The sequence below is a fragment of the Aquiluna sp. KACHI24 genome (assembly GCF_025997915.1).
Classification (GTDB): Bacteria; Actinomycetota; Actinomycetes; order Actinomycetales; family Microbacteriaceae; genus Aquiluna.
On record NZ_AP026677.1, the window covers coordinates 22,040 to 48,103 of the forward strand.

General features: G+C 53.6%; 27 protein-coding genes, 1 tRNA gene and 1 riboswitch. Of the genes, 10 read left to right on the top strand and 18 right to left on the bottom strand.

Annotated elements, in window-relative coordinates; translation table 11 throughout:
* Positions 1-14 precede the first annotated feature (14 nt).
* From OO713_RS00135 to OO713_RS00145, 3 genes are read right to left on the bottom strand one after another with little or no spacing between them, the layout of a single operon-like run.
* The gene (locus tag OO713_RS00135; RefSeq protein WP_264785545.1) at positions 15-791 is read right to left on the bottom strand and encodes an ABC transporter permease; all 777 of its coding nucleotides are present in this window, start codon (positions 789-791) and stop codon (positions 15-17) included.
* Entirely contained in the window at positions 788-1,498 is a 711-nt protein-coding gene (locus OO713_RS00140) for an ATP-binding cassette domain-containing protein (protein ID WP_264785546.1), read from the bottom strand. The genes OO713_RS00135 and OO713_RS00140 overlap by 4 nt, the downstream gene beginning before the upstream one ends.
* Complete coding sequence (locus OO713_RS00145; protein ID WP_264785547.1) at positions 1,495-2,097, bottom strand: TetR/AcrR family transcriptional regulator; 603 nt, start codon at positions 2,095-2,097, stop codon at positions 1,495-1,497. Before OO713_RS00145 ends, OO713_RS00140 begins: the two co-directional genes overlap by 4 nt.
* Before the next feature lie 63 nt (positions 2,098-2,160).
* Here OO713_RS00145 and OO713_RS00150 point away from each other — a divergent pair, with 63 nt between their 5' ends.
* The gene (locus tag OO713_RS00150) at positions 2,161-2,691 is read left to right on the top strand and encodes a peptidylprolyl isomerase (RefSeq protein WP_264785548.1); all 531 of its coding nucleotides are present in this window, start codon (positions 2,161-2,163) and stop codon (positions 2,689-2,691) included.
* Positions 2,691-3,335, top strand: coding sequence for a rhomboid family intramembrane serine protease (locus OO713_RS00155; RefSeq protein WP_264785549.1), 645 nt, complete (start codon positions 2,691-2,693; stop codon positions 3,333-3,335). Before OO713_RS00150 ends, OO713_RS00155 begins: the two co-directional genes overlap by 1 nt.
* Here OO713_RS00155 and OO713_RS00160 read toward each other — a convergent pair whose 3' ends face one another.
* Positions 3,336-3,608, bottom strand: coding sequence for a cell division protein CrgA (locus OO713_RS00160; RefSeq protein ID WP_264785550.1), 273 nt, complete (start codon positions 3,606-3,608; stop codon positions 3,336-3,338).
* Positions 3,609-3,652: 44 nt separating this feature from the next.
* Between OO713_RS00160 and OO713_RS00165 the strand changes: the two genes are divergently transcribed.
* Entirely contained in the window at positions 3,653-4,288 is a 636-nt protein-coding gene (locus tag OO713_RS00165) for a gamma-glutamyl-gamma-aminobutyrate hydrolase family protein (protein WP_264785551.1), read from the top strand.
* Here the strand turns inward: OO713_RS00165 and pknB are convergent.
* The 7 genes from pknB to OO713_RS00200 all read right to left on the bottom strand — a co-directional run bounded on the left by pknB (position 4,285) and on the right by OO713_RS00200 (position 12,776).
* Positions 4,285-6,072: a Stk1 family PASTA domain-containing Ser/Thr kinase gene (pknB, locus tag OO713_RS00170; RefSeq protein WP_264785553.1), complete on the bottom strand. Its 1,788-nt coding sequence runs from the start codon at positions 6,070-6,072 to the stop codon at positions 4,285-4,287. The genes OO713_RS00165 and pknB overlap by 4 nt on opposite strands.
* 73 nt (positions 6,073-6,145) lie before the next feature.
* Positions 6,146-7,564 carry a serine/threonine-protein kinase gene (locus OO713_RS00175; protein WP_264785554.1) on the bottom strand — a complete coding sequence of 473 codons (1,419 nt, stop codon included), beginning with the start codon at positions 7,562-7,564 and terminating at the stop codon, positions 6,146-6,148.
* Entirely contained in the window at positions 7,561-9,012 is a 1,452-nt protein-coding gene (locus OO713_RS00180; RefSeq protein WP_264785555.1) for a penicillin-binding transpeptidase domain-containing protein, read from the bottom strand. The genes OO713_RS00175 and OO713_RS00180 overlap by 4 nt, the downstream gene beginning before the upstream one ends.
* Positions 9,009-10,370 (bottom strand): FtsW/RodA/SpoVE family cell cycle protein, encoded by a 1,362-nt coding sequence (locus OO713_RS00185; RefSeq protein WP_264785556.1) that lies wholly within the window; start codon positions 10,368-10,370, stop codon positions 9,009-9,011. Before OO713_RS00185 ends, OO713_RS00180 begins: the two co-directional genes overlap by 4 nt.
* Positions 10,363-11,616 carry a PP2C family serine/threonine-protein phosphatase gene (locus OO713_RS00190; protein ID WP_264785557.1) on the bottom strand — a complete coding sequence of 418 codons (1,254 nt, stop codon included), beginning with the start codon at positions 11,614-11,616 and terminating at the stop codon, positions 10,363-10,365. Before OO713_RS00190 ends, OO713_RS00185 begins: the two co-directional genes overlap by 8 nt.
* A gap of 3 nt (positions 11,617-11,619) precedes the next feature.
* Positions 11,620-12,117, bottom strand: a complete 498-nt coding sequence (locus OO713_RS00195; protein ID WP_264785558.1) for an FHA domain-containing protein — start codon at positions 12,115-12,117, stop codon at positions 11,620-11,622.
* A complete protein-coding gene (locus OO713_RS00200; protein WP_264785559.1) occupies positions 12,114-12,776 on the bottom strand; it encodes a DUF3662 and FHA domain-containing protein in 663 nt (220 codons plus the stop codon). Before OO713_RS00200 ends, OO713_RS00195 begins: the two co-directional genes overlap by 4 nt.
* A gap of 113 nt (positions 12,777-12,889) precedes the next feature.
* On the opposite strand from OO713_RS00200, the gene OO713_RS00205 reads away from it, so the two are divergent.
* The 3 genes from OO713_RS00205 to OO713_RS00215 all read left to right on the top strand — a co-directional run bounded on the left by OO713_RS00205 (position 12,890) and on the right by OO713_RS00215 (position 14,365).
* Positions 12,890-12,972 (top strand) — tRNA-Leu (locus OO713_RS00205).
* Positions 12,932-13,615 carry a trimeric intracellular cation channel family protein gene (locus OO713_RS00210; protein WP_264785560.1) on the top strand — a complete coding sequence of 228 codons (684 nt, stop codon included), beginning with the start codon at positions 12,932-12,934 and terminating at the stop codon, positions 13,613-13,615. Before OO713_RS00205 ends, OO713_RS00210 begins: the two co-directional genes overlap by 41 nt.
* Before the next feature lie 126 nt (positions 13,616-13,741).
* Positions 13,742-14,365, top strand: a complete 624-nt coding sequence (locus tag OO713_RS00215) for a hypothetical protein (protein WP_264785561.1) — start codon at positions 13,742-13,744, stop codon at positions 14,363-14,365.
* Positions 14,366-14,411: 46 nt separating this feature from the next.
* On the opposite strand, the gene OO713_RS00220 is transcribed toward OO713_RS00215, so the two are convergent.
* Positions 14,412-15,320 (bottom strand): rhodanese-related sulfurtransferase, encoded by a 909-nt coding sequence (locus OO713_RS00220; RefSeq protein WP_264785562.1) that lies wholly within the window; start codon positions 15,318-15,320, stop codon positions 14,412-14,414.
* Positions 15,321-15,362: 42 nt separating this feature from the next.
* Between OO713_RS00220 and OO713_RS00225 the strand changes: the two genes are divergently transcribed.
* Entirely contained in the window at positions 15,363-17,327 is a 1,965-nt protein-coding gene (locus OO713_RS00225; protein ID WP_264785563.1) for a M13-type metalloendopeptidase, read from the top strand.
* A complete protein-coding gene (locus tag OO713_RS00230; protein ID WP_264785564.1) occupies positions 17,324-17,875 on the top strand; it encodes a thioesterase family protein in 552 nt (183 codons plus the stop codon). Before OO713_RS00225 ends, OO713_RS00230 begins: the two co-directional genes overlap by 4 nt.
* Here OO713_RS00230 and OO713_RS00235 read toward each other — a convergent pair.
* Positions 17,872-18,204 carry a GNAT family N-acetyltransferase gene (locus OO713_RS00235; RefSeq protein WP_264785565.1) on the bottom strand — a complete coding sequence of 111 codons (333 nt, stop codon included), beginning with the start codon at positions 18,202-18,204 and terminating at the stop codon, positions 17,872-17,874. The genes OO713_RS00230 and OO713_RS00235 overlap by 4 nt on opposite strands.
* Before the next feature lie 68 nt (positions 18,205-18,272).
* Here OO713_RS00235 and OO713_RS00240 point away from each other — a divergent pair, with 68 nt between their 5' ends.
* Positions 18,273-19,055: a site-specific DNA-methyltransferase gene (locus OO713_RS00240; RefSeq protein WP_264786460.1), complete on the top strand. Its 783-nt coding sequence runs from the start codon at positions 18,273-18,275 to the stop codon at positions 19,053-19,055.
* Here OO713_RS00240 and OO713_RS00245 read toward each other — a convergent pair.
* From OO713_RS00245 to OO713_RS00255, 3 genes are all read right to left on the bottom strand, one after another.
* Positions 19,030-20,406 (bottom strand): ABC transporter permease subunit, encoded by a 1,377-nt coding sequence (locus OO713_RS00245; protein WP_264785566.1) that lies wholly within the window; start codon positions 20,404-20,406, stop codon positions 19,030-19,032. The two genes, OO713_RS00240 and OO713_RS00245, sit on opposite strands and share 26 nt — an antisense overlap.
* Positions 20,407-20,416: 10 nt before the next feature.
* A complete protein-coding gene (locus tag OO713_RS00250) occupies positions 20,417-21,367 on the bottom strand; it encodes a thiamine ABC transporter substrate-binding protein (RefSeq protein WP_264785567.1) in 951 nt (316 codons plus the stop codon).
* 24 nt (positions 21,368-21,391) lie between these two features.
* Positions 21,392-21,501: riboswitch (TPP riboswitch) on the bottom strand.
* A gap of 20 nt (positions 21,502-21,521) precedes the next feature.
* Positions 21,522-23,186 (bottom strand): MDR family MFS transporter, encoded by a 1,665-nt coding sequence (locus tag OO713_RS00255; protein ID WP_264785568.1) that lies wholly within the window; start codon positions 23,184-23,186, stop codon positions 21,522-21,524.
* Between the two features lie 27 nt (positions 23,187-23,213).
* Between OO713_RS00255 and OO713_RS00260 the strand changes: the two genes are divergently transcribed.
* Positions 23,214-24,044, top strand: a complete 831-nt coding sequence (locus tag OO713_RS00260; RefSeq protein ID WP_264785569.1) for a M15 family metallopeptidase — start codon at positions 23,214-23,216, stop codon at positions 24,042-24,044.
* On the opposite strand, the gene pgm is transcribed toward OO713_RS00260, so the two are convergent.
* Positions 24,008-25,621: a phosphoglucomutase (alpha-D-glucose-1,6-bisphosphate-dependent) gene (gene pgm / locus OO713_RS00265; RefSeq protein ID WP_264785570.1), complete on the bottom strand. Its 1,614-nt coding sequence runs from the start codon at positions 25,619-25,621 to the stop codon at positions 24,008-24,010. The genes OO713_RS00260 and pgm overlap by 37 nt on opposite strands.
* The gene (locus OO713_RS00270) at positions 25,621-26,016 is read right to left on the bottom strand and encodes a hypothetical protein (RefSeq protein WP_264785571.1); all 396 of its coding nucleotides are present in this window, start codon (positions 26,014-26,016) and stop codon (positions 25,621-25,623) included. The genes pgm and OO713_RS00270 overlap by 1 nt, the downstream gene beginning before the upstream one ends.
* Positions 26,017-26,064 lie beyond the last annotated feature (48 nt).

Here is a 26,064-nt window from a genome sequence, read left to right on the forward strand (position 1 = left end):
CAGGGCCAGCGGAATTACTCGATGTCGCGCTTTAGGGATGTTGCCCAGGCAGTGACAGCGAAAACAGCTCCGTAGGCAACCAACACGACTGTTGCCAACCACGGTGAGAGGTAGGAGTTGGTGTCGATTCCCAACTGTGCTGCATCAACATCTATTGCAAGCATCGCTGTGATAAGCCCACTAGGTAGCCACTTACCGGCATCAGGCAGCAGCGCTAGTAGCACTGGATCGATGATGAATAAGTAGACCAATGCGCCGACAATCGCCAGCATTTGGTTTCTTACCAGGGTACCGAGTGCGACACCAATGATCGCCAAAACGGCTCCACCAATCACCGATGCCGTGATTGTGTTGAGGAACAACGTCTCGGATGGGCTGGCTGCCTCAGGAAACTGCAGTAGTGCGATGTATCCGGCCAGGAAGGAGACTAATGCAGAGACGAGCATAAGCAAGATGCCACTCAACGCCGCAATTACTAGCTTGGCCAAAACGACAGATCCACGCTTTGGCGCAGTTAGGAAGGTTGCAACTGCAGTGCCGTGACGGAACTCACCCGCCATGAGCATGATTCCGAGGATGATGGCGAACACATAGCCAGAGATCCCATTAGCGTAAACAGAGTCAATCGCCTCCTGAGAATCAAGGCCAAACCCAAACATTTCACCCTGCGAATCAATGATGAATGGGGTCACCGCCACCGATAGTGCGGATATGAAGGTGGCTGCTATTACTAGACCCCAGTTGGCGCGGACATAGACAAACTTGCGCCATTCAGATTTCAATAGATTCACTTTGAGCCTCCCTCGGTTAGACGCAAAAAGGCCTCTTCAAGGGTGCCCTCACCTTTAACTTCAGACATCGTGCCCTGCGCTATTAATTTCCCCTTATTGATGATTAGAACGTCATCAACGGTGTTCTGCATCTCAGCCAACTGGTGCGACGAGACCAAGATGGTCTTCCCCTGCTCAGCCATGGAGCGCAAAAAGCGTCTTAGCCAAGCAATACCCGCAGGATCCAATCCGTTGGCTGGCTCGTCAAGGATCAAAATTTCTGGGTTTCCCAGAATTGCCCCAGCTAGGGCCAAACGTTGCTTCATGCCCAGCGAGTAGTTCTTCATTCGCTTGTTGGTGGCATCAGCTAGCTCAACAAGTTCGAGCACCTCATCCACGCGAGAGTCTTCGATCCCTGCGGCGGCTGCAACAACCTTCAGATTCTGACGACCAGTTAGAGCAGGGTGAAATCCGCGGCTATCCAAAACTGTTCCGACTCTTGACAGCGGGTTTTCGAGATCCCTGTAAGGAGCTCCCAGAATCACAGCGGAACCTGAGCTTGGATCACTTAGCCCGACTAAACAGCGCAGAGTTGTTGACTTGCCCGCACCGTTTGGGCCCAAGAAGCCTGTAATCCTTCCTGCCATGATGCTTGCGGAAAGCCCGGCAACCGCCTGTTGCTTTCCATATTGTTTGACCAAAGAGTCAAACTTGATTGCGACGGTCATTTCTTGCCCGCTTTCTTCTTCTTGTTTGATTTGTAAATTCCTCTTTTATAAATCTCTAGGTTTGCTCCGGCCAGTCGTGCCCCCAATTCGGGCTCATAGAAACTGCCGCCTAGGAAAGAATTCACTTGGTCTTGCAGGACCAGTGGACCTAGTCCGTGCAGGGTCATGATCAGCGCCAGATCGGAGACGTTGTCCACTTTGCGCATGTTCCCCTTGGCCTGTTCAGTTCTGATCATGATTTCTGCTTCTTGCACCATTCGTCGGAACAACATGTTCGCTGCCGGCCCACCTGATAGCAGTACTTGCCGAAAGAACTGAAGCTTTGGCCCATGCTTATCGATCGCTCCCTGCCATTGAGCTAGAGCTGTGGATAGCGAGACATCAACGAATCCCTGCTTCTCCGCCACCCATAGACCCAAGCCACGCATCACGCACTGCTCAATCAGTCCATCCCGGGAACCAAAGTGGTGAACCAATAGGGCGGGACTTACCCCCGCAAGCTTTGCGATAGAACGAAGTGAGGTAGTGGCAAACCCGCTTTCAGAGAACGTCTTCGTGGCGATGTCAATCAATCGCTCTTTGGTGTTGTCTGCTGCCATCACTCAAATACTAAACACCTGTTCAACAATATGCAATTGCCATTGCCGTGGCAGAATGTCCCCATGACTTCACACACTTCAGTTGCAACTTTGCACACCAATCACGGTGCCATCAAGATCAACCTCTTCGGTCTTCACGCACCAAAGACCGTAGCCAACTTCGAGGGTCTTGCCACCGGTGAGATTGATTGGAAGGACCCTCGCACCGGTTCAGTGCAGAGCGGCAAGAGCCTCTACGAAGGCGTTATCTTCCACCGCATCATCGATGGCTTCATGATCCAGGGCGGAGACCCAACCGGCACCGGTATGGGTGGCCCTGGCTACCAGTTCGGTGACGAGATCCACCCAGAGCTAACCTTCCAGGACTCCTACAAGCTAGCTATGGCAAACGCAGGTCCAGGCACCAATGGTTCACAGTTCTTTATCACCGTTGCTCCAACCACCTGGTTGCAGGGTCGTCACACCATTTTCGGTGAGGTCGCCGACGAGGCAAGCCGCAAGGTGGTTGACACGATCGCGACCCTGCCTACCGATGGCCGCGACCGTCCGCTAGAGGACGTCGTGATTTCAAGCATCACCATCGAAAAGGTCTAATGCTTCGCCTCAAAGGCGCATCAACCCCAATCACCAGCGCACTGCTGGTGCTGAATGGTCTGATTTGGCTCGGGCAGATATCCCCACTGGGATATCTGTTCACCAATCAGTTCTTTTTTGCGCCGATCTTCGCTCCTTTTGAGCCGTGGCGCATGCTCACCTCGGGCTTTGTTCACGACTGGAGTGGCCCGTGGCACATCCTGTTGAACTCATATGCGATCTGGATATTCGGGCGTCAGCTTGAGCCAATGCTGGGAGCGCTTCGCTTTCTTCTTCTATACCTAACCTCAATCATTGGTGGTTCGGTAGCGGTTTTGTGGCTTTCCGACCCGGCCGTTCCGGTGGTTGGGGCCTCCGGTGCACTGTTCGGCCTCATGGGTGCTTACTTCATCATTCTGCGAAGTCTTGGTGGAAACCCGTCACAAATTTTTGCCCTGATTACCATCAACTTTTCTATGGGGTTCTTCGTATCGGGCATCTCCTGGGAGGGTCACCTCGGTGGCTTGATCACGGGGCTATTGGTTGCGCTGGTTTATGCGTCAAATAGAAAACCAGGCTTCAGCGCTCAAAGAGCGATTGGCCTGGTTCTAATTTGGGTTGGTCTTGCAGCGGCAACGCTGCTCAAAGTCGATCAGTGGATCTAATTACTTCCACTTGGTGGTCATAACAAAGCCCACCATCGCAATGCCGAAGCCGATCAGGATGTTCCAGTTCGACAGATCCAGTGGAGTGGCGCTGCCCAGTGGGTAGCGGGCGCTGGAGATGTAGAAGGTCAAGATCCAGATAAGACCGGCAATCATGAAACCGAACATGGTCGCTTTGTACCAGGTTGGGTTCTCGGCCTCTTCCTCGCCAACAACTACTGGGCGTGCTGGTGCTTCGGACTTTGGCTTGCGTCTTGAACGTGATTCAGGCATGCGTAGAAGTTTACCTATCGAGGCTGGATTAGGCTATTCCGCAAATGGTCCGGATTCTTGTTTTAGATAACTACGACAGCTTCGTCTACACCCTCAACGGCTATCTGCAACAGTTGGGTGCTCAGACCGAAGTTGTCAGAAATGACGCCGTCTCCGAGGCAGAACTACCAGACCTAATTTCAAAGTTTGACGCTGTCCTAATCTCTCCTGGTCCCGGCACCCCTGCTGAGGCCGGACTCTCCATCCCAACCGTGAAGCTGGCTTTGGAGAAAGAGTTCCCAGTGTTTGGAGTTTGCCTAGGACATCAGGCAATTGCCGAGGCCATGGGGGCGACCGTTGAGAGTGCTCCCGAGTTGATGCACGGCAAGGTTTCCAAGATCAACCACCAGAACAGCACGATTTTTCAAGGACTGCCCCAAGGCTTCAACGCCACTCGCTACCACTCACTTGCAGTAGTAAAAGACACCGTTCCAGAGGATCTAGTCGTCACAGGGGAGACCGAGTCTGGAGTGATCATGGGACTGCAGCACAAATCAAAACCCATTTATGGAGTGCAGTTTCACCCAGAGTCGGTAATGACCGAGGGTGGCTATCTGATGCTTGCCAACTGGCTTGAGACTCTTGGACTAGAGGGAGCTGTGGAGAAGGCAAAGACCCTCTCCCCAAGAATCTCTAACTAGCCCTGAGTGGTCTCAGTCGGCGATGGCGTCGGACTTGGACTTGGGCTCGCACCCACACACTGCACGTACAGCACCATGTTCTGAAGCTGAGCTGCCTCACCAGGCAAGATCGACTGCTCGATAACCACGTTGCCAGGGGTTCCGGTGCAGGTGGCGGAATCGATGATCTCGATAGACACCGTGTAGCCAATGGTTGGAGCAGTGAGGATGCTTCTCGCCTCCAGAACCGAGAGGTTTCTGACGTCTGGAACCAGGACCTTACCGTTAGAAAGCGTGAGGTTCACCACACTTCCAAGCGGTAGTCGGCCGCCAACGGCTGGGTCGGTAGCGATAACTACACCCTCAGGTACGGTCGCCGAGGAAACCACCGTGATGGTTCCAATGGTCAGACCCTGCCCCTCGATCATGGCCACTGCCTGTGCTTCTGCCACATTCAATACGTTTGGCACCACCACTTCAGTTGCACCGCTTGAGACATAGAGCGTGATTGGGGTGTTGGCCAAGACATTCGTGCCGGCAATCGGCTCCTGTCTGATGACAACGCCCTCTGGCACGGTGTCGCTCTTTTCATACACGCGAAGCACCAATAGCTCTTGGCCAATCAGGGTGTTATAGGCATCGTCGTATAGCGAACCCTCAACATTTGCAACCGTGATGCCACCTGGGTTCACGGATGGGTTCGAGGCGCCACCCAAAGAGAACAGCCAAACCAATAGACCAACCAAGATCACTGCGACTCCGGTGCCCAGACCCCAAAGCACACCAGCGTTTAGCTTGGTCGCCTCTGTCGTCACGGCTTGAGTCGGAGCGGTTTGCAGTGAGCCAAAAATCTCGTCAACTGCACTCTGCTCCGAGGTTATGGGAGCTACGGGGTTAGTAATCAGTTCGGTCTTCTCTGCAACATAAACCTGAGTTCTGGGCGCAGTGGGGAAAGCAGCGCTGGCAGCCAAAAGGTGCTCTCGGAATTCGGCGGCCGACTGGAAGCGCTCCTCCTTGTTCTTGCTCATCGCGCGCAGTACGACAGCGTCAAGCTCGGCAGAAACGTTCGGGTTGAACTGCGAAGGAGCAGCTGCTGCTTCCGAGACGTGCTGGTAGGCAACAGAAACCGCACTCTCACCTTGGAACGGTGGTCTACCAGCTAACAGCTCGTAGAGGATTACTCCCGTTGAGTAGAGATCGGTTCGGGCATCGACTCCCTCGCCGCGAGCTTGCTCAGGAGAGAAGTACTGAGCAGTGCCAACGATTCCGGCGGTGGCAGCCTGAGTGGCGGAGTTGTCTGACACTGCGCGAGCAATGCCGAAGTCCATGACCTTGACCTGATCACCGTCTACGACCATGACGTTTGCTGGCTTGATGTCGCGGTGAACCACGCCTGCCGAGTGCGAAACCTCGAGTGCGGTGAGGATTCCCGAGACGAATTTGACGGCCTTTGAAATTTCGACTGGACCCTCGTGAATTAGTTCGCGAAGCAGTCGACCGCGAACCAGCTCCATGACAATGAAAGGAGTCTTTCTGGTCTGACCATTTTCATCGACAGACTCTTCTTCACCAGCGTCATAGACGCGGACGATGGTGGGGTGTGCCATGCGAGCACTGGCCTGTGCTTCCTGGCGAAATCTGGATTCGAAATTGGCGTCGTTAGCTAGATCTGACTTCAAGAGCTTGATGGCAATAGTTCTGCCGAGGCGGGTGTCATAACCCTCAAATACCTCAGCCATGCCGCCGCGGCCCACTAGTGCCCCGAGACGGTAGCGCCCCGCTATCAGTCTCTCGTTTTCGTTCACAACAGCTCTTTCTGCCTTGGAAAAGTTTAGTTTTATCTCTGAGTTATTTGGTTAGGACTCGTCCATCATCGACTTACTGATCCCCCGCCACCGGCTCACTTTGAGTCTCACCCTCGATTACGTTTCCTGACTCGGACGCAGGGTCTGCAGGGTCCTCAGGAATCTCAACCGGAAGGTTAGAAACTTCACCAACGTAGTAGGTGACATCAACCACGGTGCCGCGTTCGATGTTCCCAGTTGGGGAAACCGCATACACGGTCCTAACTCTTGGATCGGTGCCCGGGATCAGCTCACCCGGAATCGCGTTCACCTTCATGCCAAGCTCGGTCAGACGAGCAGTGACATCAGAGAGGTTCTCACCGATGATGTCGGATCTGAGAATCAAAACCGAGGCAGGTTCGACCGGCTCACTCTCAGATGGAGTTTCTTCAGCGCTCGGCTCCTCAGTTTCGGTCTGAGTCGGGCTCGGGCTAGGAATCGAGTCTGTGTCTGGCTCAGACAAGATTGCAACAATCACGACAATCGCAGTCACGAGCAACAGCCCCAAAGTCGCAAGCCATGGCCAGACGATCGGTGCCTTTGGAAGCTCGGCGGTGTCGGTGGGGATGATCTCGGTTGCGGTGGTCTCGTCTTTACCCACCGGATAGCTTGGCGAGCTGTAACCGGGGCGGCGTTTTTCACGAAGCAGCGCCTCGGCTCTGATTGCTAGCGAGCTCGCAGACTCAGGTCTCTGATTTGGCTTTTTGGCGAGGCAGGAAAGCACCAGGTTCTGCACCCTAGGATCGATGTCCTCTGGCAGTGCTGGTGGCATCTCGTTGATGTGAGCCATCGCGATAGCCATCTGGTTTTCACCACCGAATGGGCGCTTGCCAGCCAGAGCCTCATAGGCAACAACTCCGAGTGAATAAAGGTCAGTTGACGGGGTGGATGGCTTACCCGTTGCCTGCTCGGGAGCTAGGTATTGCACGGTGCCCATCACCTGACCGGTCTTGGTCAACGGGACCTGGTCACCAACTCGGGCAATTCCAAAGTCGGTGATTTTTACCTTGCCCTCAGGGGTGATGAGCAGGTTTCCTGGCTTGATGTCGCGGTGGATCAGCCCTCTTGAGTGCGCAGCCGACAGTGCTCTGGCGGTTTGGGCAATGATGTCCAATACCTTTTCTTCACTCAGGCGTTTTTCACGCTCAATCAGGCGCGACATCGATTCGCCCGGCACCAGCTCCATCACCAGATAGGCACTACCGGTGTCCTCGCCGTAGTCGTAAACATTCGCAATACCCTCGTGCTCGACCAGCGCCGCTGACTTGGCCTCGGAACGGAAGCGCTCTAAGAACAGCGGATCACCTAGGTACTCCTCTTTCAAAATCTTGATAGCTACCTGGCGCAGAATTAGCTCATCTTCCGCCTGCCAAACCTCACCCATGCCGCCGATGGCGATGCGGAGCTTGAGGCGATAACGATCGCCGTAGAGCTGACCAACTGCAGGCTTCATCGTTCCAACACCGCCTTCATGACAGCTCTCGCGATCGGGGCTGCAATTTGATTACCGGTGCCGTTTTGACCAATGCCTCCGCCGTCTTCAACGACAACAGCTACCGCAACCTTGGGTGCCTCGGCCGGGGCAAATCCAGTGAACCAGAGGGTGTATGGATCGGTCGGTCCATTCTGAGCGGTACCGGTCTTGCCCGCCACCGCATACCCGGAGATGCCCGCTCTGGTGGCTGCTCCGACCTCCACCGAATCAACCATCATGCGAGTGAGATAGCCAGCACTGAGTCTGGATAGTGGAACAGATAGCACCTTTGGTTCCGGGTCTTGCAACACGTTTAGGTTTGAGGCGACCACCATCTCGACCAGCTGTGGTTGCATCATCACACCCTGGTTGGCGATAGCCGAGGAGACCATCGCCATTTGTAGTGGGCTCACCCGAACATCAAATTGGCCAAATCCAGTCAGGGCCGTTTGAGATAGATCCGGGTTGTCGGGATAAACACTCGGCGTTACCTTGAGTGGAATGCTTAGATCGGCTCCAAAGCCCATCAGCTCTGCCATCGCACGAATGCGATCATCGCCAAGCTCGGTTGCAAGCATTGCAAATGGGATGTTGCAGGACTTAATCAGAGCGACCTCGAGGGTGACCGTGTCACCCTTGCCACAGGTTGAACCACCGGAGTTGCGAATCGCAGTTTGAGTGCCCGGCAATGTGTAGCTCTTTAGGTTGCGGAATTGAGTAGTTGTGGAGAACTGGCCAGACTCCAACGCCGCTGCAGTAACAACTAACTTGAAAACCGAACCAGGGTGATAGAGATCACCAGCAATTGCCTTGTTGATTAGCGGCTGATCTTCGTCTTTGTCATAGAGCTGGTAGGCGTCGTTGACGGGTTCATAAAGGTGACCGGCAAGTTGGTTGGCATCAAAGGTTGGCTTTGAAACCATTGCCAAAATTCTTCCGGTGCTGGGCTCAATCGCAACCACTGCACCTTTGCGATTACCCAAGGCATCCCAAGCAGCTCTTTGAATAGCCGGATCTAGGGTTAGCTCAACCGCAGCTCCAATAACCGGCTTGCCATCAAGTAGCGCGTTGATCTGCTCGAAGAACTGAGCGGATGACTGACCAGATAGATAAGAGTTCATTGCACGCTCAAGGCCATTTGAACCAGAGAACAGCGAGAAGTAGCCAATTACTGGAGAGTAGATAACCGATTCGTAGTTTCTGAGGAATCGGTAGGCATCGTTGTATGGCACGGACTCAACTACCGGCACTCCACCAACCAAGATTGGTCCGCGCTGAGTCTTGTAGGTTTCGTATGAGGTTCGGATGTTGCGTGAATCCGAGTAGAGCGAGTCCGCCCTCAGCACCTGAATCGAGCTGGCCATGAGAAATAGCGCGAGAAACATCACAACCAGCGCTAAGCCAACTCTTCTCACCTGTCGGTTCATGCTGCCCTCCTGGTGGAGGAATCAGATATCACCAGTAAAAGTGCAACGAGTGCCCAGTTAGCCAAAAGCGATGAACCGCCGGCTGCCAAAAATGGTGCCGTTAGACCGGTAAGCGGCAGCAGCCCCATAACTCCGCCAGCCACCACGAACACCTGCAAACCAAGCACAAAGGAGAGTCCGGTGGTTAGAAGTTTCGAGAAGTCATCGGAGTGCGAGTTGGCGATTCTGAGACCGCGATAGATGAGCAATAGGAATACCGCAAGAATCGAGAACACACCCGCGAGACCGAGCTCCTCGCCCAGTGCCGCGAGGATGAAGTCGCTTTCGGCCAGAGGAATTAGCTGTGGGAAGCCTCCGCCGAGACCTGCTCCAATCACATCACCATTTGCCATACCGAACAGCGCTTGCGCCAGCTGGTAGCTACCACCCGCAGCGTTGTAGTTGTCAACGGAAAGTGGATCGAGCCAGGAGTCAAAACGTCTCGAGACATAATCAAACAGTCTTGATGCCACCAAGGCACCGGTCAGCATCATCGTGACCCCGACACCGACATAAAAAGCTCTTCCGGTGGCGGTGTAGATCATCACCAAGAACAATCCGAAGTAGAGCACCGAGGTGCCAAGGTCACGCTGCAAGACCAAGATTCCAACGGTTGCAAACCACACCACTAAAACCGGTCCGAGGTCCTTGGCTCTTGGCACTCTCATCCAAAGCACTCGCGAGCCAATCTCACTCAATGAGTCTTTGCGAGAAACGAGATAGCCGGCAAAGAAAATGGCCAGCAAGATCTTGGAGATTTCACCGGGCTGGAACGTGAAATCACCAATCCCAATCCAGAGCGTCGCACCATTGCGGGTTTTTCCAATCACCGGCAGTGCAGGCAGAGTCAAAAGCAGTAATCCTGCAATTCCCGCGACATACGGGTAGCGCCTAAGCACCAGGTGGTTCGGCACCAACCAGATGACTAAAGCTGCAATTCCCATGGCTAGAACCGATAGCCAGACCTGGCGATCGGCAAACAGCGCGGTGCCACCTCTCGCAGCTTCGGCTAGATCTAGGCGATAGATCATGGCTATGCCGAGGCTATTCAATAAAAATGCCAGCGGCAAAATAAGGCCATCGGCACTCACCGCGCGCTTTCGCAGCACCAGGTGCACGGCCAGAGCACCGAGGGTCGGTAGTGCCCAATAGAACAGCAGCGAAAGCTGCATTTTCTGCAACACCGCTAGCTGTATCTGAGCGAGCGCAAAAGCCAAAATCCCAGAGACCCAAAACAGCAGTACCGCTTCGAAATTGCGTGAACGGGGGACTGCCTTTAGAAGCTTGGGTATTGCTGAGGTGAGGGAAGTGTTACTCATTTTGGGCCTCACGCAGCTGATCCAAAATTCGCTGAGCATCCTCTAAAGACTCAGCCGAGATTGAGCGCTCAATCAGATCCTGTTGGAAAACCGAAAGACTTCCAACCTCGATCTCAGAGACGAAGTAAGGCTCCGAGAATTTGAATGGGCCAAGCGATTCACGAATGCCCTGATAAATCGTGACATTGCCCTCAAAGCTTGAGACGTAGTATCGAGTTTGGGTGTATTCGTAAGCGATGTAGCCGATGCCCGTTAGTGCCGAAGCGAGTAGTAGCCAGCTGGCGATGATTCTTGCTGACTTGAATCGAATCTTGCGCCTGGTCTCCGAGAGGATCTTGTTCAAAAGCTCCTCTGACTCTGGAGCGTATTGCGTTGGATCCTCTGGGGTTTGCAGCAGATCCAGAAGGTTTCTTGGCGAGAACAAGCGCAGGATCTTGCTGCCCTTGCGCTCTTCAATTACAACTTCGTTGGCAGCTGATCCAACAAACAGGGCGGCTGGTTCAATGTCGGTTTGAACCGCAGAGCGAACCACATCCGTGATCACAACAGTGACGTTGTCCGGGGCTCCGAACTCCAAGGCCTCCCCAACCAAAAGCTCGGCTGCCTCTTCGGTTGGAACCTTGGAGGTGAGGATGCGATTCATAACTCCATCCGGTACAACCCCAGATAGACCATCGCTGCAAAGCATCCAGCGATCACCCGGCATAGCGTCATAGATAGCAATGTCGATCTCTGGGTCCGCCGACACATCTCCAAGCACACGCATCAATACGCTGCGACGTGGGTGAACAAGAGCCTCGGCTGGAGTGATGCGGCCCATGTCAACGAGCTTCTGAACGAAGGTGTGGTCATTGGTGATCTGCTTAACTTCACCATCGCGTGCCAGGTAGATGCGGCTATCACCGATGTGAGCGATGATCATCTGGTTGCCGTGGCGCAGCATGCCGGAGAAGGTGGTACCCATGCCCTCGAGTTCGGGGTGATCCACGACTGTTGCCGAGAGCATCTGGTTGGCTTCGAGGATGGCTCGCTTTAGAGACTCGATCGCTTCTTCAACGGTTTCACTTTTAGCATCCGCCAGTGCAATTCGCTGAGAGGCAATCGCGGATGCAATGTCACCGCCAGCGTGACCGCCCATGCCATCGGCAACAAAGAACAGCTGATAGCCGCAGTAGCCGGAGTCCTGGTTGGAGCTGCGGTGCTTACCGATGTCGCTTGCCGCATAGCCCACGGTCTTGATTGCCAAGGCTTATGACCTCAACTCAAAGTTTGTGGTGCCGATTCGAATGGTCATGCCAGCCTTAATGGTGGCTGGGGTAGTCACCTTGCGACCATCTAAGAAGGTGCCATTGGTGGAGCTCAGATCCTGCAGCACCCAGTCCTCGCCAACCTTGATTAGCTTGGCGTGAGTGTTTGAGGAGAACTCGTCCGAAAGCACCAGATCGCAACCCGCACTTCGACCAATCAAAATCTCGGTCTTATCCTCAAGCTCCATGCTGGTGCCGGCAGTTCGACCGGAGAGGATTGCGATGTGGGTGGGCTCAAAACTGTCTGAGTCCTCAAGCCCCAGAGAAGCCACCGATCCAGGTAGTCCACCAGGAAGCTTGGGGGCATTTTGTTTTGCAATCTTGCTGATGACTCGACGGCCGTATAGGTCGGCACGAATTACCGAAAGCAAGCTGAGGATGAATATCCACAGCACGGCAACGAAGCCAATTCGAACCAGGAACAGCGCAAGTTCACTCACTTAGACTCCCTCGCGATGAGTTCAAACACAAATTCACTGCGACCGGCCATAATCTTGTTGCCGTTAGTAAGCGCAACCTCTTGAATCCTTATGCCATCAACGAAGGTGCCATTGGTTGAGCCCTTGTCTCGAACCGCAGCACCCTGGTCGTTCCAGGCAACCTCAAAGTGCACACGGCTCAGACCCCGATCATCGATGGCGATATCCGCACTCTGATCGCGACCAACAGTGGTGGTGCCCTTTTGAAGCTGCAATCTCTTGCCAGCTACCACCAAAGCGGCTACCCATTGAACTGAGCTTGTGGACGATGCGCTACCGACTCGAACCTGACCCCTTGGCAGCTTTGGGTCCACCTCGAGTTTGAGAGTGAGTTCGCCAGCCAGGCGATACCCCTGTTTGGCCGCATGCATTGCAATCTCGGTCTTGATCGATAGCAGCATGGCAGGCGAAATTCGAGCGGAGTCGTGACCCGAGACCAGGATCAGGTATCGGTGTGGAACTAAAACTCTGGTGAGGTCGATTTGCTTGGCCGCGTGATCCATAGCCCTGCGCACAGCTTGGGTGATCTCCACCGGCTGCAATTCGGCTTTAGATAGCCGAGCGAACACCGAGCCAAATGCCAGCTCAATGCGCTCCTCAGCTTTTTCTAAAAAGCTCAACCGAGACCTCTTCCTTGCGCGCTCAGGTGTTGGTTAGTCTACCCAGCGACCCTTCCCGAGACCGCTATTTCTCTGCTAATCTCAATGCGCTCGGCCAACTATTTGCTGGCCTAGCGCGAGTGGCGAAATGGCAGACGCGCTGGCTTCAGGTGCCAGTGTCCGCAAGGACGTGCGGGTTCAAGTCCCGCCTCGCGCACGTAAGGGGGAATCCCATCACTACCCAATTCCTAATCATCAGCCTCGAAATCATCGGGGTAGTTGGCTTTGCCCTCTCCGGAATCATCGAAGCTGCTCGAAAGCAGTTTGATCTGGTGGGCGTTGTGATGGTGGGGTTCATCACCGCCTTCGGTGGTGGAACCCTCAGAGATGTATTGCTAGACCGCAGACCATTCTTCTGGGTCGAACAAGAGTTCTGGGTTTGGGCGCTAATTGGCATTGGTCTAGCGCTGCCATTCTTTTTCAAATCTCGCCACATCGACCTCACTGAGAGGGCGATTCTGCTCCCAGATGCAATTGGCCTGGGGGCCTTCGCTGCTGGAGGAACACACGTTGCCCTGGAGGCTGGGGCTTCCCCGATGGTTGCAGTTTTGATGGGTGTGGTCACAGCAACCGTGGGTGGTGTTCTTCGAGATGTATTGGTGAACGAAGTTCCGAGAGCATTCCACGATCACCAGCCCTATGCCGTTTTGGCCTTCACAGGTGGTTGGCTAGTGGTGCTGCTTAGCTACCTCGAGATCCCACAGTCGCTGGATGTTTTGATCGGTGCCGTTGTGATCGTTTTGTTGAGATTGCTTTCAATTCGCTTTGGGTGGGAGCTCAAGCGTTGGAAGTTTCTTTAAGCCAGCTATCAGACAAAAGACTTTTCTGAGTTCCAGCTGGCAGTTAGGGCAAGGCATCCTGACTTTCAGCAGGATTTTGATTTTTCGTCTCTAACTTCGACCCTGTCACCAAAGACAAGGAGAATCATGAAGAAAACAACCGGTGCAGCAATTGCACTAGCAGTTGCAATAACTGCCGGCGGTGTAGCAATGGCTATCCCGTCCCAGGCGTCAAGCTCCAGCTCCGCAACTGTCGGTACCCACCAGCACGAGCGCGGAGATCACTCCCATGCGACCATCTCAGCAACTATCACCGGAATTCCTTCGACGGTGACCAGTTCAAGAGCGGTTTCGATGGGTGCTTATTTCAGTGCTTATGTTCTAGCCGATGGGGCAACCGCCCCAGCAGCAGCTCCGTCCGAGAGCCACCGTATTCACTTGGGTATGGGTCGTGGTCACGATGACACCGCAATCAGCGGATCAACCTTGACTCAGACTCTTCGCCTGCATGCAGGCGATGCCGGCAGCACCACTCGGGTCGCACTATATCCATCCGATGGCTCTGCGCCTGCGATTGTCACCATCAAGGTTGATGATGCGGGTGTTGCAACCGTTACTGCTTCCAAGCCACTAACCGTTGCCTACTCGGCGACCGTGGCAGCCGAGACCAAGGCCAACATGCCAGCTCACAAGGCCGGCAAAGGCGAGGGTCGTGGGCATGGCAAAGAAGGTAAGGGGAAGCGCGGCGAACGCGGCGGCCACAACCACTAACTAAGCCAAAAACTAAACCCCGTCCGAACTCGGACGGGGTTTAGTTTTAGCCAACTTCTTGAAGTCTTTTGCCTCTGGTGTGCTCAGGCTTGCAAGCTAGGTTTACCGGATCTTCGTTGCAGTGATCGCAAAGCAAAATCAGATCTCGACAACCAAGGTCAGAGCAGTTTCTGAAACTTGAGGTGGGCTGCTTGCAGGTCTCACATTCGCCGATGGTCTTTGCCTCGTCGGAGAAGTTGACATTCATGCGGCCATCGAAGACATAGAGCGAACCCTCCCACAGACCTTTGTCACGGAAACGCTCTCCGTAGCGAACAATGCCGCCTTCTATTTGGTAGACCTCCTTGAAACCTCGGTTGATCATCACCGCGGAAAGAATCTCGCAGCGAATGCCGCCGGTGCAGTAGGTAACTATCGGCTTGTCCTTGAGGTGGTCGTACTTACCACTCTCGATTTCTTTGATGAAGTCGTGGCTGGTTTGCACGTCTGGCACTACGGCATTTTTGAACTTGCCGATCTTGGCCTCGAAAGCGTTTCTGCCATCGAAGAAGACGACGTCGTCACCCTTTTCCTCAACCAGGGCATTTACCTCGTGAGGCTTTAGGTGCTTGCCACCGTTCACAACTCCGGCCTTCGATACCCTTACCTCTTCTGGGGTGGTGAATGCAACGAGCTCGTTCCTGACCTTCACGCTCAGACGCGGGAAATCGTTGCCGGTTCCCTCCGACCACTTGAAGTCGGTCTTGCCAAATCCGGGGTACTCCTTGGTAGCCCTGCAGTATTTTTTGAGATCCTCCATGTCACCACCGAGGGTGCCGTTGATGCCGTGTTTCGAGATCAGAATTCGACCCTTGAGATTCAAGGACTGGCATAGCGTCTTTTGCCAGAGCATGACCGCCTTCGGGTCCTCTACCGGGGCGAAAGAGTAATAAAGGATGATTTTGTTCAGAGCCATATGCCCAGTCTAATCAGCCAAAAGGTGCTTAGACTAGGGGCTATGTCGATGAAGCCAGGCCTAGATTTAGGCGCAATCAAGCACGAAGTTAAGCCACAGGATGACCTGTTTCGCCACGTCAATGGACGTTGGCTAGATGAGACGCAGATCCCAGAGGACCAAGCCCTATATGGTTCCTTCCACATGCTCAGAGATGACTCTGAGCTAGCGGTACGCGGAATCATTGAGGACGTCGCAAAGAGCCCAGCTCCTGGTGTGGCACAGCAAATCGGTGACCTCTACGCCTCTTTTATGGATGAGGATCGAATTGAAAAGCTCGGTTCTGAGCCACTCAAGCCAGGACTTGAGCGCATTTCTCAGATCAAGGACTACGCCGAGTTCTTCCAGATGATCGGCGCCTTTGAGCGTGCTGGTGTCTCGGGTCTTTGGGGTTCTTATGTTGACAACGATGCAGGAAACCCAGAGCGCTACCTGGTTCATCTTTACCAAGGCGGCATCGGTCTTCCTGATAAGGACTATTACACCGACGAGAAGTACCAGGAGATCCGCGAGGCATACCTACCTCACCTAGCCAAGATGTTTGAGCTTGCCGGTTGGGACAAGGCTGAGGCCGAGACTGCTGCAAAGACCGTCTATGCACTAGAGGAGAAGATCGCTGCGGTTCACTGGAACCGCGTTGACTCCCGCGATGCTGAGAAGACCTACAACCTAAAGACCATTGCCGAGCTGAACGATCTGAGTTCAAACATTCTCTGGTCGGAATACCTAGCTGGTGCATCACTTAAGCCAACCTTGCTGGACAACAACGTCGTGATGATGCCCTCGTTCTTCGAGGGACTCTCCGCACTGCTGACCCAGGAGAACTTCGAAGCCTTCAAGCTGCTGATGGCCTCGGACTTGATTCGCTCCTATGCCCCTTACCTTTCAAGTGGTTTCGTTGAGGAGCGATTCTCCTTCTATGGTCAGAAGCTAACCGGCCAGCCAGTGAACCGTCCGCGCTGGAAGCGTGGAGTTGCTTTGGTTGAGGGTGGACTGGGTGAAGCAGTGGGACAGCTTTACGTCGACAAGCACTTCCCTGCTGAGTCGAAGACCCAGATGGACGAGCTTGTCAGTTACCTAATCAAGGCCTACGAGCAGAGCATCAAGGCCCTGGACTGGATGAGCGACGAGACCAAGGTCAAGGCTTTGGAGAAGCTATCCAAGTTCAATCCAAAGATTGGTTACCCATCGAAGTGGAAGGACTACTCCTCCATCGAGATCTCCCGAGATGACCTGGTCACAAACGTTGCCAACGTCAACAGTTGGGAGTTTGACTACCACGCCAACAAGATCGGATCCAAGATCGATCGTGAAGAGTGGCACATGACACCGCAGACCGTAAACGCCTACTACAACCCTGGCCTAAACGAGATCGTATTCCCAGCGGCAATCCTGCAGCCACCTTTCTTCTCGCCAGAGGCAGACATGGCTATGAACTTCGGCGGTATCGGAGCCGTTATCGGCCACGAGATTGGTCACGGCTTTGACGATCAGGGTTCGAAGTACGACGGTGATGGCCGACTGGTTTCTTGGTGGACTGAGGCAGACCGCAAGGCATTCGAGGCTCGCACCCGCTCACTCATCGAGCAGTACAACGCGCTCTCTCCCGTTCAACTAGATGACAAGTACAAGGTCAATGGCGAGCTGACCATTGGCGAGAACATCGGTGACCTTGGTGGCCTTGGTATTGCCTGGAAGGCATACCTGCTTTGGCTCGGCGACAAAGAGCCAGAAGTCATCGATGGCTATGACGCCAAGCAGCGTTTCTTGATGGCCTGGGCCCAGTGCTGGAGAACCCTAAGCCGTGACGAGATTGCGATTCAGCGTTTGGCTACAGACCCACACTCACCGGCTGAGTTCAGATGCAACCAGGTAGTCAAGAACCTCGATATCTTCTACGAGGCATTTGGTGTCGAAGAAGACAGCGAGATGTATCTCAAGCCAGAAGAACGTGTAGTGATCTGGTGAAACTCTGGTTCCGCATCCTGTATGTCATCCTGACATACAGGCGCAGATCGAAGCTGCGCATTGATGAGGTATCAAGCATCAGCCTTCGGGTTTGGCCAACTGACCTAGATATCTACAACCACATGAACAACGGAGTCTTTTTGACTCTGATGGACTTGGGTCGCTATGACCAAGGCTTGAGAACCGGTTTTTGGCAGAAGTGGCGCAAGCTGGGTTGGTACCCAATTGTGGTCAACTCCACGATCACGTATCGCAAGTCTTTGGAGCCGTGGCAGAAGTTCGACCTCGAAACCAAAGTCATTGGCTGGGACGACATCGCCTATTACATTGAGCAGCGTTTTGTGCGCAACGGTGAGATCTATGCCAGAGCAATCATGCGCGGACGCTTCCTCAAGCGCAGCTGGGGAATCCTTACCCCGAAAGAGGTAATGGAGGGATCCGGCGGTTGGCCTGGCGAAGACCCCGTGTTGCCTGAGTGGGTTCTGCGGTGGGCGGCTGATGTTCAGCTCCCAAAGGGTAAGGAGCCTGCCCCAAGTAACTGGGACTAGTTTTTGGCCCCGGGCCAGCGGCAGGCTGCAATTGCTTCCTCGATCGGGTTCAGCAAAAGGTCCTGAGTCTCCGGGTGCTTCTCCATGTATTTGACTGTGTAAGAGCACACAGGCACAACTTTGCCCATCTGCTCTGACCTAATCGCCGCAAGGGACTCTCTGAGCAGAATGGCTGCCAGGTTCTTGCCCTGGTGCTCGGGATTGACCTCCGTGTGCACTAGGTGAATCTCTCCGGGGCGCAGGCTGTAGTCCATAAGACCCACTCGCTCATCACCGAGGTGAATCTCAAAGCGGTGAGAGTTTGAATCGTGGGTGACCTTCGGCTCCATGCTGTTAACCTTCTAACGTGTCAGCGAATCGCGTTCTGTTGGGGGACAACCTCCCACTACTCAAATCTATGCCCTCACAGAGCGTCCAGCTGATCTATATCGACCCACCCTTTAACACCGGCAGAGAACAGGTTCGCTCGACGGCAAAGTCACGAGTCAGTGAGTCCGGTCGACTTGGCTTTAAGGGCACTAGGTATGAGCAGGTCGTTGAGAAGGTTCTCTCTTACGATGATGCATTCGTCGACTACTGGGAGTTTTTAGAACCTCGTCTTGAAGAGGCCTGGCGATTGCTAGCAAATGATGGAACGCTTTACCTTCACCTTGACTATCGGGAGTCGCATTACGCAAAGGTGCTCTTGGATGCGTTATTTGGCAGAGAATGCTTCCTGAATGAAATCATCTGGGCCTATGACTATGGTGCTCGCAGCAAATCACGTTGGCCAGCGAAGCACGACACCATCTTGGTCTATGTCAAAGACCCAAAGAACTATCACTTCGATTCAAGCGCAGTAGATCGGGAGCCATACATGGCACCCGGACTTGTTACCAAGGAGAAGGCCGAACTGGGCAAACTACCAACCGATGTTTGGTGGCACACGATCGTGTCACCAACGGGCAAGGAGAAGACCGGGTATCCGACTCAAAAGCCTGAGGGGATTCTCTCGCGAATCATTTCAGCCAGCTCAAGACCAGGCGATTTGGTGCTCGACTTTTTCGCTGGATCTGGCACCACCGGAGCGGTGGCTCACAAGCTGGGTAGGAACTTCGTGCTCATAGATCAGAACCCCGAATCAATCGCCACGATTGAAGCCAGGTTGCAAAAACTCAACTGTGAGTTTTCGCGGGCTTAGCCAAAAGCCAAACAATCCATGCCGTTAGCAGAATATAAATTGCTGCTGCGACCATCACCATTCCATAGTTATCGCCTCCCGGTCGACCAGCCAATTGATACATGACTATCGGCAAGGTCTCGTTAGATCCAAAGGCTAGGAAGCTGGCCGCTCCGAATTCCCCCAGCGAGGTCAGCCCAGCGAATGATGCGGCGAGGGCAGTCGATCTTCTAAGTTGAGGAAGCTCTATGAACCAAAAGCTCTTCAACTTTCCAGCGCCATCTAGTGCCGCTGCTTCCCTTTGCTCCAGTTCAAAGTTTTGCCGAGCAGGATGCAACACCTGATAGCAGATGGGCAGAGCGAACAAGACCTGAACCAGAGGAAGTAGTAGCCAACCACTGGTTATCTCCCTGGGTATGTAGCCAGAAATGGCCAAAGCCGCTAATCCCAGGACTACCGGAGATAGGCCTGCTGGAAGAATCGCGATTAGCCTTGGTTTCTTTCGCTTTGCTAGTACCCAAGCAATCGGAGTAACCAGTGCGATCACCAGAAGTGCGTTTCTTGCGCTATTTATTGCCGCTTCTAGAACAGAGATGTTCAGCAAGGACCTAGTTCCTTTTGAGCCAAGGTTGTTCAGGTTTGCCACAATCCCGTCGCCCCAATTCGATCGGAGCAACACCGCTAGTAGAACCATGAGGACGGCGGAGCAGAACAGCACCCCTGATAGCCGAGATGGCAATCCGGGGTTGATAGGACTTTGTTCAATCTCAGACAAAGATCCCGGCTGTGCACTGAATCTTGTTGCTGCAATGAAGAAGAGAATCGTTAGTCCGGTTTGCATCAGAGCGAGAACACTTGCCTGATCCAGATCCAGATACTGAAGTGCACTCAATGAAATCTGGGTCTCTAGCGTCTGAACTTTGCCATCAGTGAGAGTCAGCACAAGACCGTAGGAGGTTGAGGAGTAAAGCGCTACTAGCAAAGCCGCGCTCGCCACTGAAGGTAATAGCTGTGGAATTTGGATAAGCCTGCGCATCTGAAAGTTAGACGCCCCGTCCAGCCTCGCAGCATCAATTTGGTCACGCTCCAAAGATTTGGAGGCCACCACCCTTGCAATGAAACCGGCATTCATTAGTGTGTGTGCAATCAGCACAAGAAACATTCCATTTGTGGAATTCACTTCGAGCTCGCTGGTGTAAATCGATACTGAAATTCCAACCAAGAATGGTGGAAGCAAGAACGGAACCGTCACCAGCGTGGCTACCGCTCGCGCATAAGTTGGTGGTAAAGCCGAAAGCCAAAAACCAATCGGCAAACCCACTGCCACGCTCAAGCCAGAGCTCACCACCGCGATTAGGGCGGTGGTGAGCAAAAGCTCAAGGCTAGTTGTCAAAGACGTCCGACCAGTCCTCTAGCCACTTGTCGCGGTTGGCCTGAATGTCGAGGTTCTCTCCAATAGTGCTGGTCGCCGGTGCTCCAGTGGTTTGGAATTCGGCGGGCAGTTCAACATCTGCGACTGGGTAGACGAACATGTTCCAAGCCAGTGAGGACTGGAAGGCGTCTGCCTTGAGGAAATCGACAATCGCCTTCGCACCTTGGGGGTTCTTTGCCTTGTTCAAGACGCCGGCAAACTCGGTTTGCCGGAAGCACTCATCTCGAAGCGCCTTGGACCCCTCAACACCATCCACTAGTTCTGCCGCGGGCGAGGACGCGTAGCTGAGGACGATCGGATACTTTCCGCCGTATCGAGTGAAGTCAGTGAAGTAAGCATCGGTCCAGGAGGCGGCTATCTTCAGACCGTTATCCCGCAGGGATCTCCAGTAGGCAAAGACCTCAGCGCTTGTTTCAAAGCCAGCGTGAGTTGTGGCAAGAAATGCCATACCGGGAGAAGACAGGATTGGGTTTGAGATGACCGTGAGGTTCTTGTACTCCTCGTTTCCAAGGTCACGCCAAGAGGTCGGGGTGGTTACCTTGTTTGCCTCGAACCACTCAGCGTCGTAGTTGAAGCAGACATCACCGTAGTTGATGGGTGCAAACTCCTCGGCCAGCTGAGTCTCCGTTGCTACAGGCAGGAAGGTGTTGTCAATGCCGTAGACGGCATCGGCAATCGGAGCATCTTTCGTCAGCACAAGCTGGTTGGTCAGGGTGCCAGTGTCACCGACCTTCACGATTTCGAGTTCGTATCCAGTGCTTTCCTCAAATTCTGAAATCAGCTCATCGGTCATCACGAAGGAATCGTGAGTTGCAAGCCGCACTTTTGTGGTTTCAATCGGTTCGCTAGCGCATCCCGAAAGGGTGAGGATTGATATTGCGAGTAGCGCAATCTTTTTCATTTCGTGCCTTTCTTCTCAGTTAGGCACGGGATAGAGATGTCTCCCTGCGCTGGCATTACCCAGATCAGGTTTGACGGTCGAAGACTTACAGTCTTCCTCTCAGTCCGGTTTACCGAACTCCCGTGTCAACACCCAGTATAAGTAGCTTTAGGTTTTAGTGATTCCCGGCAGCCGCTTCAGCCGATGCGCTCTTGGCCCTTAGTGGGACCTCCTTGATAAACCAGCTCAGGACGAACGCCACCAATACAACGCCGCCTGCGATTAGGAAAACATCGAGCGATGACTCGACGAAACCGATTCGGAATGGAGCGGTAAGGCGATCGTCTGCTCCAATCAAGAAGGAGGAGTCCTCCGAGATTGCATCAGCTCCAGACTGGTCACTCAGCAGTTTGAGAATCTTTTCATTCTGCGGGTCAGCAAGGAGTTCCTTGTCAGCCAATGCTTCGGCGAAACCCTTTTGAACCTCTGGCTTCTCGAAGGCCGTCAAGACCTGATCCTTGAGCTGGCTGAAGAGAATCGACATGAATACCGCAACACCCAGGGTTCCGCCTATTTGACGGAAGAAGGTCGTTGTGCTGGTTGCAACACCAATGTCCTTGGCTTCAACCGAGTTCTGAGAGGCAACCATGGTGGTTTGCATCAGCTGGCCAAGCCCAAGACCAATCAACACCATCCCAATAGATACAACCCAGATTGGCGTGTCTGCGGTGAGCAATAGGAACATGTAGGCATATCCCATGAACAGGGTTGCGGTTCCAGTATTGAAGAAAATGCGGTACTTACCGAGCTTTGACGTGACTCGGCCCGCTGTGATGGTGGCGGTCATCATGCCAGCCACCATCGGCAGCATCAAAAGGCCAGCCTCAGTTGGCGATGCTCCGTAGGCAACCTGAATCACCAGTGGCAGCACGATCATGCCGCCGAACATTCCGATACCAATTACGAAGCCAAGGATCTGAGTGCGGGCGAAAGTCTGGCTCTTGAAAATAGAGAATGGAATCAGGGCGGCATCACCCATCCGCTTCTCGACAATCAGGAATGCGATGATTCCGAATACTCCCACCAAACCGAGCGCAATTGTGGGCAAGGAGGTCCAGCCCCAGGTTCGACCCTGTTCGGCGACCAGTAGAACCGGAACAACTGCCAAAACGATTGTTACAGCACCCCACCAGTCAATCTTCTGAGGCCTTGGGTTGTGAGGAACGTGTAGGAATTTGAACACCATGAAAAGTGAGATGGCACCGATTGGAATGTTGATCAAGAACACCCAGCGCCAGCCGTCAATGAAAAGCAGTTGATCAAAGCCCGCGAATGCGCCACCGATGATTGGGCCAAGCAGCGAAGATGTGCCAAACACAGCCAGGAACATACCCTGGTATCGAGCTCGCTCCCTGGGCGGAACGATGTCTGCGACGATCGTCAGGGCCAGCGAGAACAGACCGCCTGCTCCGAGTCCCTGTAGGGCTCGGTAAAGCGCTAGCTCAAACATGTTGTTGGCAAGACCCGTGGTTACAGAACCCACTACAAAAATCGAGATAGCCACCAAGAACAGCGGACGACGGCCAAAGATGTCGCCGAGCTTTCCATAGATAGGCGTGCTCACTGTCGAGGTGATCAGGTAGGCAGTGGTTGCCCAAGCTTGCATTGAGAGCCCGCCTAGATCATCGGCGATGGTTCGCATAGCGGCACCCACTACGGACTGATCCAGTGCGGCGAGGAACATGCCAGACATCAGACCGATTAGGACTACCAACACTTCACGGTGAGACATTTCACCAGTGCTTTGATTTGCGGCTTCCCGCTTTGGTTTCGAAGCCAAACCTGCTCCAAGTTTTAGGGTAATTAGGTGACTCAGTCTACGCCCCTGTACCGCCGACCAGCCTTCGTGTTCGGTCCGCCTTTGGTGATGGCGATTGCGGGCGTGACACTGCTAATCCAAGCTGCTTTTGGTGCAGGATCGCTTGGGGTTGTGAAGCAGAAACTCGAGGCGCTTGCTGAACTAGAAACCCCTGCCTTCACCATTCGAGAGTCGGATTGGATTCGAGCCAAACTCAACGATCCAAACTCAGTTTTCGTGGTAGTGAACAAGCACCGTCAAATCAATCCAAAGAGTTTTGAGCCGAATGACCTTGTCAAAGTTGAGAACTCAAAGACTCTTGATAATTCGAGAAAGCTAGTGCTTTCTCAGGAAGCCGCTTCAGCGCTTCAGGAAATGGCAAAGGGTCTCAGCGCCGCTGGCCAAGGAAAACTGTTCTTGAACTCCGCCTATCGCTCCTATGACTATCAAGCAGAACTTTTCATTGGGAAAGCCAGACAGTATGGCAAGGCAGAGGCGCTTCTAAAGAGCGCAAGGGCCGGATTTTCCGAACACCAAACGGGCCTCGCCGCTGACGTTTCAGTTCCAGAGCAGGGCTGCGCAATCCTGGCTTGTTTTGGAAACACCCCAGCTGGTAATTGGATCGCAGAGAACTCATGGAAGTACGGCTTCATTGTTCGTTATCTGGAGACCACAACGTCTATAACTGGCTACGCCTACGAACCTTGGCACCTTAGGTACGTCGGAAAGGAAGTCGCACGTTTGTATCACTCAAATGGAATACAAACCCTTGAGGAATTCTGGGGTCTACCCCCAGCTCCTGGCTATTTGGCGGTAACCACCGAATCAACAAGCAACTGAGCCTCGCTCAGAACCTGATCTAGGTGAGAATCACCCTGGAAAGACTCACCGTAAATCTTGTAGACGTTCTCTGTTCCTGATGGGCGAGCGGCAAACCAAGCGGATGCCGTCGAAACCTTGATGCCACCGAGTGCGCCGCCGCTGCTGGCCTTGGCCTCAACAGCGGTGATGCTTTCGCCTGCAAGCTTCGAAGCGGTGACATCAGCCTCAGTCAACTGGGCTAGTCTTGCCTTTTGTTCAAGCGATGCCGGTGCATCCACTCGCTTGTAGCTTGGCGCACCAAACTCTTGCGTGAGTCGCTGGTAATGCTCAGACGGAGACTTGCCGGAAGTAGCTTGAATCTCGGCAGCTAGGAGGCAAAGAATTAAGCCATCTTTATCTGTCGACCATGCCTGCCCATTCCGTCTGAGGAATGAACCTCCTGCAGATTCTTCTCCACCAAAACCCAAGCTGCCGTTTGATAAGCCTGGAACGAACCATTTGAATCCAACTGGAACTTCAAGTAGTTCTCGACCCAATCTATTCACAACGCGGTTGATCATTGATGACGAGACCATCGTCTTGCCAACCGCTGCAGAGCTTGACCACTGTGGTCGGTTCTGGAACAGGTAATCAATCGATACTGCCAGGAAGTGATTTGGATTCATCAGGCCGTGGTCGCGGGTGACGATGCCATGTCTATCGGCGTCGGCATCGTTTCCGGTTGAGATGTCGTATCGAGTCCGATTTTGAATCAGCGAGGCCATCGAGTGTGGGGAGGAGCAGTCCATTCGAATCTTGCCGTCCCAGTCGAGTGTCATGAATCCAAACTGGTAATCCACCTCCGGGTTTACAACCGTGAGATTCAGGTTGTATCGATCTGCAATTTCGCCCCAGTAGTGAACTGAGGCTCCACCCATTGGATCTGCTCCGATGGATACTGAGCTCGCCGCTATTGCCTCCATGTTCAAGACGTTATTGAGTTGCGAAATGTAGTGCTCGCGATAGTCAAATGGTTTGGACTTTGCCGCTGCTCGCTTGACCTCTTTTAGTGAATTCGCAATCAGCTCATTCGCGCGCTTGGCGATTACTGAAGTTGCATCCGAATCTGCAGGTCCGCCGTGAGGAGGGTTGTATTTGATACCACCATCAGCGGGTGGGTTGTGGCTTGGTGTAATGACGATGCCATCGGCCAGCGAGCTCGTGTTTCTGTTGTGGTCGATTATTGCGACCGAGACTGCGGGGGTTGGGGTGTAGCCACCGCTTGCATCCACCAAGGCCTCGACCTCGTTCCCTGCGAGCACTTCAAGAACACTTTGTTGAGCAGGTTCGCTGAGTGCGTGAGTGTCGCGACCTACATAAATTGGTCCAGTGATTCCCTGGGACCTTCGGTACTCAACGATTGCCTGAGTAATTGCGAGGATGTGCTGTTCGTTGAATGAGATTGAGTTAGCGCTTCCACGGTGACCGGAGGTTCCAAAGCTAACTTTTTGCTCTGGCACAGAGACATCTGGAACTAGGTCAACGTAATTGGACACCAACTTGGAAACGTTTATCAGGTCTTGGGCTTGAGCGGGCTGACCGGCACGTGGATGCATTATTTACCCCTTGCGATTTTGAGAAGAAAAGCTGCGTAACCAAATGAAAAACCAAATCCCACTAGGGCATACAAGATCGTGAACCAGGTGAACTCTGCGGGAATCAACAGAGTCAAAAGGCCAAGAGCAAACGCGCTCACAAGCATGACTCTTGCCGCCCACAAAACTCCCTGATCAGTTCCGACTCTTGAAGTGACCAGCATGTTGCCGGTTAGTGCTACGAGAGTTATCGCGATCATTCTTAATGACCAGCTCAGCTCATTAGAGGGAGCAAGCGCCAACAGCTGCGCAAAAAGTTCTGGCGCAATCAAGAGTGCAAGCGCACTGAGTCCAAAGGTGATGCCACCCAGGAGCAACACCGTCCTGAGCTTTTGGATGCCAGAACTATTGGACATAACAGCATGGTATTGCTTTTGCTCGCTGTGCGCCTCCCCTAATCTTTA

Bases quoted from the DNA above. Each gene is read 5' to 3' on its own strand.
- OO713_RS00175 (WP_264785554.1), bottom strand. From the start codon at position 7,564: ATGAAGCCTGCAGTTGGTCAGCTCTACGGCGATCGTTATCGCCTCAAG.
- OO713_RS00240 (WP_264786460.1), top strand. From the start codon at position 18,273: ATGCCCTCACAGAGCGTCCAGCTGATCTATATCGACCCACCCTTTAAC.
- OO713_RS00215 (WP_264785561.1), top strand. From the start codon at position 13,742: ATGAAGAAAACAACCGGTGCAGCAATTGCACTAGCAGTTGCAATAACT.
- pgm (WP_264785570.1), bottom strand. From the start codon at position 25,621: ATGCATCCACGTGCCGGTCAGCCCGCTCAAGCCCAAGACCTGATAAAC.
- OO713_RS00185 (WP_264785556.1), bottom strand. From the start codon at position 10,370: ATGAGTAACACTTCCCTCACCTCAGCAATACCCAAGCTTCTAAAGGCA.
- OO713_RS00270 (WP_264785571.1), bottom strand. From the start codon at position 26,016: ATGTCCAATAGTTCTGGCATCCAAAAGCTCAGGACGGTGTTGCTCCTG.
- OO713_RS00150 (WP_264785548.1), top strand. From the start codon at position 2,161: ATGACTTCACACACTTCAGTTGCAACTTTGCACACCAATCACGGTGCC.
- OO713_RS00155 (WP_264785549.1), top strand. From the start codon at position 2,691: ATGCTTCGCCTCAAAGGCGCATCAACCCCAATCACCAGCGCACTGCTG.
- OO713_RS00220 (WP_264785562.1), bottom strand. From the start codon at position 15,320: ATGGCTCTGAACAAAATCATCCTTTATTACTCTTTCGCCCCGGTAGAG.
- OO713_RS00235 (WP_264785565.1), bottom strand. From the start codon at position 18,204: ATGGAGCCGAAGGTCACCCACGATTCAAACTCTCACCGCTTTGAGATT.
- OO713_RS00250 (WP_264785567.1), bottom strand. From the start codon at position 21,367: ATGAAAAAGATTGCGCTACTCGCAATATCAATCCTCACCCTTTCGGGA.
- OO713_RS00140 (WP_264785546.1), bottom strand. From the start codon at position 1,498: ATGACCGTCGCAATCAAGTTTGACTCTTTGGTCAAACAATATGGAAAG.
- OO713_RS00180 (WP_264785555.1), bottom strand. From the start codon at position 9,012: ATGAACCGACAGGTGAGAAGAGTTGGCTTAGCGCTGGTTGTGATGTTT.
- OO713_RS00160 (WP_264785550.1), bottom strand. From the start codon at position 3,608: ATGCCTGAATCACGTTCAAGACGCAAGCCAAAGTCCGAAGCACCAGCA.
- OO713_RS00225 (WP_264785563.1), top strand. From the start codon at position 15,363: ATGTCGATGAAGCCAGGCCTAGATTTAGGCGCAATCAAGCACGAAGTT.
- OO713_RS00145 (WP_264785547.1), bottom strand. From the start codon at position 2,097: ATGGCAGCAGACAACACCAAAGAGCGATTGATTGACATCGCCACGAAG.
- OO713_RS00165 (WP_264785551.1), top strand. From the start codon at position 3,653: ATGGTCCGGATTCTTGTTTTAGATAACTACGACAGCTTCGTCTACACC.